The sequence below is a fragment of the Paenibacillus cisolokensis genome, assembly GCF_018403665.1.
Classification (GTDB): Bacteria; Bacillota; Bacilli; order Paenibacillales; family Paenibacillaceae; genus Paenibacillus_AH; species Paenibacillus_AH cisolokensis.
On record NZ_BOVJ01000137.1, the window covers coordinates 1 to 9055 of the forward strand.

A 9055-nucleotide genomic window follows, 5' to 3' on the forward strand; every position below is an offset into this window, starting at 1 on the left:
GGAGCTTCAATCCACGCTCCCGCGCGGGGAGCGACAGCATATGATGAAAACCCTTGTGCAGCAAGGTTTTCCCGCGCCATTTTCGCGAACGTCTATTTTATCGTGCCCTTGGTGAGGCGCCCGGCTTGCCAATTTCGTTATTTCCCCAATCATATCAAGGAATGCAAACTTCCCGGGGAAATGGTGTGCGCTTTGGGTCGAATCGTCCGGTACAACCACCCGGTCGTTTGCGACAGATACGATAGATTTTCCCGAAGCCGCTGCACGACGGATACGAGAGATTGTCCCGAAGCCGTTGCGCGACGGTATTGAATCGCCCAATTGCAGCCGGACAACTGCCTCGGTAACGGTTCGCCGCCGTTTTCATCCGTTGAAAACAACCATTCCTGCGAAAGTGCAGTATTTTCCCGCTATTGATAGCCCGATCGCCCAAATTTCTGCGATAATGCAGTAATTGTGACCTCCAAGTGGCATGTAGGACGGAAACGGCCCCCAAATCCTGCACTTTTGCAGGAATCTACTCCAAAAACATCCGTCACGGGAAAAAATCCTGCACTTTTGCAGTTTCACCGCCTTCGACCGTCTCCCATTCCGCACATAATTCACATTGCCATCGCTCGGCCGCTTTGAAAATTGTTATCAACATTCTACTACCTATTTATGTTATACTCATTATGTATACAATTTAGATTCGAATGCACCTGGCGGACAGGGTATGCCGAACTTCGATATGCTCCCTGCCAAAATCCGGTTGGCAAAACGCAATCCGACTTGCATCCTCGAACGACGGACGCCCGGTAAGAGAACAGCGGATACAAATCCGGCTGGAAGCGGAATGGCTGAAAGAGAGTCTCCGGAAGTGGCATAACGGTGATTTCCACATACATGAAGGAGAAACTTGACGATGGCCGAGACATTGAAGGAGAAAGCTTATACCTCCATTCGCCAACGAATTCTGGACGGCACGCTCAAAGCGGGGGAATTCCTGACCGAACGATCGCTCGTGGAAACGCTGGGCATGAGCCGCACGCCGATTCGCGCCGCACTGGAGCGACTCGATGTGGAGGGGCTGGTCTGGTACACACCCAACAAAGGACTGGTCGTTGCGGAAATTTCGCTGAACCGCGTCGACGATTTCTTCGATTTCCGCACGGCGCTCGAATGCCACATCGTTCGCAAGCTCGCCCAGCGCAATTGGGACCAGGACGACGTCGACTGGTTCGAGGAAAATTTGCGCCAGCAGCAGCAATATGTGCAGGATAACGATTGCGCACGTTTCACCGAGGCGGACTCGCTCTTCCATCGCAAGCTGGCGCGCGTCTACGACAATGCCGAGATTGTCCAAACGATAGAGTCGCTTCAGGACCGCTTCTACCGGACCGCTCTTAGCGTATTGCAGAAAGATGCGGGCCACATTCAAGTTTCCTGCGAGGACCACGCCGCCATTTTCGCGTTGATCCGGCAGGGCGAAGGCGATGCGGCGGCACGCAAAATGGAACAGCACCTGGTGTACGGCAAGCGCATTTTGGTTATGTAACTAGTTGATATACGGAAATCCATACCTTGATTTCACACGCTTCTTCCCGTATTGCACACTTTTCGAACAAGCTCTATAATCATGTAAAAAGCCTTACATGGAGGAATCATGAGTCTCAAACCAGATGCAGCAAAAATAAGAATTTTGGAAGCGGCCAAACATTGTTTTGCCGAAAATGGTTACAACCAGACCTCCGTACGGCAAATTTGTGAAGTTGCTGATGCCAATCTTGCCCTCGTATCGTACTACTACGGTTCAAAAGAGAAACTGTACTTTGCCGTACTTGACCAGTGGTATTTGGAAGCAAGTCAACATTTCAGCAAGAACACGAACGTGCAAAATCCGAAAGAAGAACTCGAACAATTTATATCCACATTTTTATATATGCGAAAACACGACAAGCAATTTCATATGCTTCTAAGACACGAATTGTCGTCCGAAAGTCCTAGGAAAGAGTTTGTCAGCAAGCTCGTTAAGCCATATCTCGAACGATTGCGGAACATTTTGTCCGCCGGTAAGGAGAAAAACGTTTTCCATTACGAATCGTTGGAGTTGATTTCAAAATTCATCATATCGATTCTGGTATACCCTGCTTACGATTCTTTTCTGCTTGAAGCTCAAGATGGCCAAGAATCCGCCTGGGAAGATGAGGTCAGGCAAACGACGAATTTTATTTTTGCCGGGTTGGAAATCCGTTAACCCCAAAAATTCGAAAGCCCCGATGAAAGCTTGCGGAGCGGTCAATAACAGGCAACTAGCAAAAAGAAGCAAGCGTCAAACCTTCCCACCTCTTCAATCCCGACCGTGAGAAAAGGCGCCACTCAAGTCCGAGAAGGTTCAACGCATGAACAATTGCCGAGGTGCCCGAAGCGGGTTCGGCATCGGAAACTTTCAAGCCTGCGCAAATTTGATCTGGTAAGACACAAGCCGCGTTCAGCCAAAGCTTGCCGAAAAACAACAGGTGGCCAAAGCCACCTGAAGGTTTCGACTAAACCCGACAACGAAACGATTTTGCCAAAGCTTCTGCGAATTTCAGAACCAGTCGTTTTCGAAATCCAGACTAATAATTTGAGATTTATTTTTTGCGAGAAGTTCCTTCAGCGTCAGATAATTATGTATCTTTGCTTTAAAGCTTGCATTATGAAAAGGCTTGGTTATGTAATCGATTGCCCCCGCTTCGAGCCCTGCTTCTTCTTCATCCTGATGATCCAAAGAAAATAACCGGAATAGCCATCGTCAATGCATTCTTTTTTAATTCTCTGCATACTTCATACCCGTCCATTCCGGGCATCATGACATCCAGAAGTATCAGGTCCGGATTGCATTTCAATGCTAGGTCTATCCCTTCGGGTCCACTAGTCGCAAACAAAATATTGCATTCTTCACCAAGCAATGAATGAATCAATTCAATCGTTGTCATCGTATCGTCAATGATTAGAATCGTGTGCTTTCGTGTCAAGAGACTCACCCGTTACGTTAGTGGAATCAGCCTTCCTTAACAAAAGTGTTAATTCTTGCTTAGTGGACTCCATCAGAATCGCCAGTCGATCGACCATTCTATTCCTTTCTTTTTCTTCAATTTTATTGAAAGCTTGCTCAAATTCCTGACAATAATGATACAGACCGTCCAGCGATAAATTAACGGCAACACCTTTCAGATTATGTACATGCCGCTTTAACGCATCATAATCTTTTTCGGCCGCACAATTGCGGATTTTTGTCGCATAGTCCGAGTGCTCCTTCAGAAACGCCTCGTAGATATAATAAAGTTGCTGATAATTTCCGTTTAGACGCTGCAATAAAGCCTCTGCATTTACGAAATCCGTTTTCTCCGGCAACACAAAACCGACCGTTTCGGATTTGATCTTGTCCGCAGACGGAAACCGTTTATGAACTCCCTCCTCTCGCTTCCTTTTCTCGGCCCATTTTTTACCGTCGAAATCAGCTGCGCGGGATCAATCGGTTTGGAAACCACATCATTCATGCCCGATTCCAGGCATTTTTGTTTTTCCAACGCCGAAGTATGCGCGGTATTGGCAATGATCGGCACCTTTTGATCGGATTCGCGAATCATTCTTGCCGCCTCGTAACCGTTGATATCCGCCAATTCCACATCCATCAGCACGACATCAAACGTTGTCAGCCGGGACAAAACGATTTTGACAGCTGCTTTGCCGCTGTGGACCAGCACGATTTGATCAAAATACGGCTTGAACAGTTCTTGATAAATCAACTGGTTCAACTCGTTGTCCTCGACAATTAAAATTCGCGAATACCGCGCCTCCTCTTCTTCTACTGTTCCGGAATTACGATCCGGCAACTTAGAAGGTTCGGACAGCCCGACAGCGTCATCCGGCTTTAACACCTTCAAAATCGCGGAAAGCAATTCCGATTTGATCAAAGGTTTGACAAGCACGGAGTCTGATTTCAACAATGGGCGCATTTTTATATCATTTAATTGAAGACAGTCTACCATAAGCATCAAAGGAAGACAAGTAGCCGCAGAGTTATTTTCTATGTAGTGGAATAAATGGAAGTTATTTCTTTTCTCTGAATTCCAATCGATTAAAATGAGATCGTAACTTGTCTTTCCTCCTTTCGAACAATGCTCCAGCTCTTCGATCATCACTTGCCCTTCTTTGACGAATGTCAACCTGGGGGCAATCGGCTCCAGGGCCAACTCTATCATTTTTGCGATGTTGTACTTTGATCATATACCAAAATATTGAACTTTTCCATATGCTGAGAGAAAATGTTTGTGCTATCGCCGTGTCGCAGGCCGAATTGCGCCGTAAATGCAAATACGCTTCCTTCGCCGACAGCGCTTTCGACCGTAAAACTGCCGTTCATCATTCCGACCAACTGTTTGCATATCACCAGCCCCAAGCCGGTTCCTCCGTATTTGCGGGTCGTCGAGCTGCTTGCCTGCGTAAAGGCTTGAAAAATTTCGGTCTTCTGTTCGTCTGTAAGCCCGATTCCCGTATCCTTTACGGAAAATTTAATGTTCACATATTGACTGCTCATCGATAGCAGCTCGCTGCGAACGACGATTTCACCGAACTTCGTAAATTTAATGGCGTTATTCGCCAAATTCATTAATACTTGCCGCAGACGCAGAGGATCGCCGATTAACGTGTCGGGAACGGTCCAATCCGAGATAAAGAAAAGATCCAGACCTTTCTGCGCGGCTTGAAGCGAGATGACATCGGCAACATCATTAAAAACGCCGTCCAATTGAAAGGGGATCGATTCCAATTCCAGCTTTCCGGCCTCGATCTTCGAGAAATCCAGAATGTCGCTGACGATGCCGATCAACGTTTGGGAAGCCGATTGAACTTTGCGAACATATTCTTTTTGTTTTTCACTCAGTTCGGTCTCGAGCAGCAAATGTCCGAATCCGGCGATCGCATTCGCAGGCGTTCGGATTTCATGGCTCATATAAGCCAAAAAATCACTTTTCGACCGGGCTTCTGCACGCCATTCCTCCTCCCGCTGTTTACACTCCGTAATATCCTGAAGAAAACCGTACACCCTGGTCGGCACGCCCTCTTGATTCACTTCCGAACGAATGACGCCGTAACAATATCGCAGCGCTCCGCCCTCCCGGATAATCCGGCATTGGAAAGAGCATTCCTTTGCTTTTTGCAAAGAAACGACAAGCCGTCGTCTGAACTCCGCCTGATCTGCCGGATGGATGAAGCTGACAAATCGATTGATCTCCGGCGAAACTTCGGAATCAGGCATACCAAAAAGACGGTACATCCCGATAGACCAGGACATGGCATTGGTCTGCGGGTTCCATTCCCAGCTGCCGAGTTGGGCGATTTGCTGAGCCTCGGCGAGCGCCGCTTCGTTTTGGTATGCGGCTTCGAGTTCCTTTCTCAATTCCTTCTCGATTTTGATTTGCGCCGTAATGTTTTTGGAAACGGAGTATATGCCGATCATCACCCCATTCGCGATTACCGGTACGATCGACGTGTTGAAAAACAGGACATCTCCTTTCTTATCGCGGATGGAAAACTTAAACATCTGAGCTTGACCGCGCAACACCTTCTTGAATTTCCGTAAAATTTTAAAGCGCTCCCGCACATCGATAAAATCGATAAGCGGCTTGTTCATCAGCTCGTTTGGCGTATACCCGGTTACGGTTGCCACGGCGGGATTCGCCTTAAGCAGTTGGCCGTTCAAGTCATGCAAGCAAACGATATCCGGATTGTGCTCGAAAATGAATTGAAATTTTGTCAAGCTGCTTTTGGTTCTCTTCACCACTATCCTTCGATCTATCAACTGACGAAACGGGATGAAGAGCAAAAGGAATAAAATACCGGCCACGAACCATAACGCAAGTTCGGTATGACTCCAGGCAGAAGCGCGATTCATTTCATCCGGCGCTGCTTTCGCTATTGATAACGGGGCTGCATGTATACCGGTAACGCATAAGCCGGCAATGACCGATCCGAGTGAGCAACAGACCAAAATTTTTGTACGCAGTGTGGAGGATGCTATGGAAATGATCGATGACAGAAGAACGAGAGGAAATCTGTAAAATTCTTGTACACGATTCAATAAAATCACCTCAGAGCACTGTCGCTATGCCAGGTTCGAATTCTATTTATTCTTTCATCCGGTACTCATTTAACAGCTGCCATAAACAAATTCCGACCGTTGTTGATTCGAGGGTATTTATTGAAACAATGCCTGCAAGATCACGAAAATGATATTAAGGACAAGGATTGCTTAACTTGGTTCATCCCCGTTCGCTTCTATCGGATAAGCATAAATGATATATCGTTGAGGGGCATTGCCTACGAATCGAAACGGATAACAAGTGGAGACCGTGAGCACTTCCTCGCCCATCGACCGAATGATCGTGGTATCGTCTTTATCGACGATTTCCGTATCCCTGATCATGTATTCAAATGTTCCATACGGCATTTCCACGATGAAACGGTCTCCCGGAGCCAGTTTGTCGAAATTGGTAAAAACGGTGTCGCGATGCCCCGACAACAGGATTTGTTCGTTATCCGCCGGAAACGCGGTCGTTTTGTAGTGTCCTACGCCCTTTTCCAACATTTCATCTTCCGTACCTTCCAAAATAGGAAGCTCTTTGTCGATTTTAGGTATGCGCAAGACGCCGATCACATCACCTTCGTTCGGCCGAAATTGCCCGCGGGCAGCGGCGAGATCGGTTTTTTCCTCCTCCTGATGACGGGCGAGCACGGTTTCGGCTTCAGCCAAAGCGTTTTTCATCTCCATCTGTTGATGCCAAAAATAATAGATATTCGTACCGATCAAGACGGCTCCGGCGATCATGAGAAGCAGTCCCAGCTTTTTTCTCATCCGATACTCCTTTCTGTCAGACGACCGCCATCCGCTTCAGCTGTTGCCAAAACGTATTGTAATAATTGTAATAACCAGAAATATTATGCTCAATGTCGTCAATTCTGCAACGAAAAGCATGATGGCGAATATAGAAGGCGCCAAGGATGGCTCGAGGAGACTTAAAATACATCGCCACTTCCGGGAAGAAAAATCCGTTCAACTGATGCCGCACGCGATGTTCGATCGCTTCCTGCAGCTTGCCTAAATTGAAATCGTGAAGCAAATCTTCCATTCCTACAGCGCGGATTTTTCGACCATCTTGTAAGATGCCATCAACAGTTCCAAAAATGTCGGGTACGTCGTTTCCCGGTTCAAAATAAAATTCAACTTGTCTTTTACGTTATTTAGACCGAATTCAAAGTATTTCCTTAAAGGCTTGTAATGGGTAAGTTCATTCGTGCAATAACTCAACCAATGATCATGATGCTTCCAATAATTTTCCCGTATGAAATAGGCAAAAGCTTTCTCCACTACGTTCAGCCACTTTGCATTTTTGTCGACCGCGTACAGTCTCATCAAAGCAAAGGCCGCTTCCCCGTCGTAATAAACGATTCTGAACTTCTCTTTTACGGTCAGACGAGGATAATGCAGTACGTGGACGAAGCTTCCGCTTTCGGGGTCTTGCATGGCGGCTATACCGTTTGCCAGCGCGACCATGACATCGATATAGCGGTCGGTGTTGAATACCGTGGTATATTTGGTCAGGGCGAGAATGGCCGCCGCATTGGCCCCGAGTTTGATTTCGTTGTCCGTATCGACGACGTAAGCTGCAGCATCAGTTCCCCCGCTTTCGATAAAGGTAATTCCGTCTTTCACCAAATACTCGACCGCTCTTGCAATACTTGCTGCCAAATCATCCTTTCTCGTCAATTCGTATGCTTCGACCATGGAATATACAGTACTGGCATGCCTTAACATATTGTACCATTGGATAGGTTTGTGAAAGCAGGGAAAATATCCATATACGAATTTCCCTGTCGGCTCTACCTGTTTTTCAAATAGTCGGAAGACTGGTCGATCAGTCCGTAGATCAACTCTTTGTCGATCCGATCGATTCTTCGGCGGCCGTTCTGCAATGGTCCGCTAAGCAATTCATGGCACTCTGTATCGTAAAAATAGCTGATTGTCGTAAATAAATACACTTCTTTCAGCCGATCGAACGTCAGCGGATATTTTAATGCGCGATAGGTTTTCATATAGTGATTGATATTGTTGAGGTGCAGCGTATCATGCGAACCGTTTTCACCTTTGTTGATCAAAACGTTCGCATTGATTTCCTGTTCCAAAAAGCGAGATTAAAGTTGGCGTCGAACGCGATGCCTTGCCGCAAGTAGTTGCGTCTCGTTTTCGTCGAATACTCGATAAATTGCTCGTAAGCAAGCTTTTCGATCTCGTTCACCAGATCGGCTTTCATCCAGGCGGCGTATCCGGGATTTTGTTTCAAAATTTTTGCACGGGTTCAAGGCATTGAGCCAAGCGGATTCGGCGGTATTTCCCACCCCGCAAAACACACGCGCGCGTTCCTCCATATTGCTGACAGAAATAAAAATAATAAATTTGGGCTTTCTGCCAAAAAAGTTGTGCATCGCTTCCCTTGTCCGGTCCAGATGCCGAAACAATTTTTCTTTCAGCAGTGCGGCTTTTTTCTGGAAATGTTCGATATCGTGTGCCTTCAACACCAATTCCCCCCGTCCGCGCAATCTCGTTCTATTTAATGGTAGGTAGGAAAATTCCTCACAATCACGAGGCGGTCCGTTCACCGGCGGATTCACGCTCATGATTGTGAGGAGCTTCAACTGCGAATTATTTAACCGTCCGTTTTCTCATGAACCATCCGGCGATGATGGCCCAGATTCCTGCCAAGCCCCAATTGGACATCCCGGTCGACGTATTCGGAAGTTTCGCACCCTCCGCAGCTTCCGCATACGGACTTGTAATAATATTGAAGGGTCTGGCGACATTCGCGTTACCGTTTACGATATTGTTGAGACTTGTATCTGCATTGCCTGTATTGTCGCTGTCACGATCCGAGCCAACGATGGGCGATCCGATACTCAGATCAGTGTCGATGCCGGAATCGGCGTCAGAATCGGCGTCTGCGTCGGCGTCAGCATCGGCGTCGGCATCCGCATCCGC

13 protein-coding genes are annotated in these 9055 nt (G+C 47.2%); 2 read left to right on the top strand and 11 right to left on the bottom strand.

Annotated elements, in window-relative coordinates:
- Window positions 1-904 precede the first annotated feature (904 nt).
- Both PACILC2_RS18435 and PACILC2_RS18440 read left to right on the top strand, forming a co-directional pair.
- On the top strand, window positions 905-1537 hold the full coding sequence (locus PACILC2_RS18435; RefSeq protein WP_213530017.1) for a GntR family transcriptional regulator: 633 nt from the start codon (window positions 905-907) through the stop codon (window positions 1535-1537).
- A 108-nt stretch (window positions 1538-1645) separates the two neighbouring features.
- Window positions 1646-2236: a TetR/AcrR family transcriptional regulator gene (locus PACILC2_RS18440; RefSeq protein WP_213530019.1), complete on the top strand. Its 591-nt coding sequence runs from the start codon at window positions 1646-1648 to the stop codon at window positions 2234-2236.
- Window positions 2237-2569: 333 nt separating this feature from the next.
- Here the strand turns inward: PACILC2_RS18440 and PACILC2_RS18445 are convergent, their stop codons facing one another.
- The 11 genes from PACILC2_RS18445 to PACILC2_RS18495 all read right to left on the bottom strand — a co-directional run.
- Window positions 2570-2749, bottom strand: coding sequence for a response regulator (locus PACILC2_RS18445; protein ID WP_213530041.1), 180 nt, complete (start codon window positions 2747-2749; stop codon window positions 2570-2572).
- Window positions 2733-2957 (bottom strand): response regulator, encoded by a 225-nt coding sequence (locus tag PACILC2_RS18450; RefSeq protein ID WP_213530021.1) that lies wholly within the window; start codon window positions 2955-2957, stop codon window positions 2733-2735. Before PACILC2_RS18450 ends, PACILC2_RS18445 begins: the two co-directional genes overlap by 17 nt.
- A gap of 7 nt (window positions 2958-2964) precedes the next feature.
- Window positions 2965-3378: an Hpt domain-containing protein gene (locus tag PACILC2_RS18455; RefSeq protein ID WP_213530023.1), complete on the bottom strand. Its 414-nt coding sequence runs from the start codon at window positions 3376-3378 to the stop codon at window positions 2965-2967.
- On the bottom strand, window positions 3351-4163 hold the full coding sequence (locus PACILC2_RS18460) for a response regulator (protein WP_213530025.1): 813 nt from the start codon (window positions 4161-4163) through the stop codon (window positions 3351-3353). Before PACILC2_RS18460 ends, PACILC2_RS18455 begins: the two co-directional genes overlap by 28 nt.
- Window positions 4164-4222: 59 nt before the next feature.
- Window positions 4223-5803 (bottom strand): PAS domain S-box protein, encoded by a 1581-nt coding sequence (locus PACILC2_RS18465; protein WP_213530028.1) that lies wholly within the window; start codon window positions 5801-5803, stop codon window positions 4223-4225.
- Window positions 5804-6274: 471 nt separating this feature from the next.
- A complete protein-coding gene (gene srtD / locus PACILC2_RS18470) occupies window positions 6275-6877 on the bottom strand; it encodes a class D sortase, LPxTATN-specific (protein ID WP_213530030.1) in 603 nt (200 codons plus the stop codon).
- A gap of 16 nt (window positions 6878-6893) precedes the next feature.
- Complete coding sequence (locus tag PACILC2_RS18475; RefSeq protein ID WP_213530032.1) at window positions 6894-7151, bottom strand: hypothetical protein; 258 nt, start codon at window positions 7149-7151, stop codon at window positions 6894-6896.
- Window positions 7152-7153: 2 nt separating this feature from the next.
- Window positions 7154-7771 (bottom strand): hypothetical protein, encoded by a 618-nt coding sequence (locus PACILC2_RS18480; RefSeq protein WP_213530034.1) that lies wholly within the window; start codon window positions 7769-7771, stop codon window positions 7154-7156.
- A gap of 131 nt (window positions 7772-7902) precedes the next feature.
- Window positions 7903-8178 (bottom strand): hypothetical protein, encoded by a 276-nt coding sequence (locus tag PACILC2_RS18485; protein ID WP_213530035.1) that lies wholly within the window; start codon window positions 8176-8178, stop codon window positions 7903-7905.
- 36 nt (window positions 8179-8214) lie between these two features.
- A complete protein-coding gene (locus tag PACILC2_RS18490; protein ID WP_213530037.1) occupies window positions 8215-8595 on the bottom strand; it encodes a hypothetical protein in 381 nt (126 codons plus the stop codon).
- Between the two features lie 127 nt (window positions 8596-8722).
- The coding region (locus PACILC2_RS18495; protein WP_213530039.1) for an LPXTG cell wall anchor domain-containing protein at window positions 8723-9055 on the bottom strand (333 nt) is incomplete at its 5' end.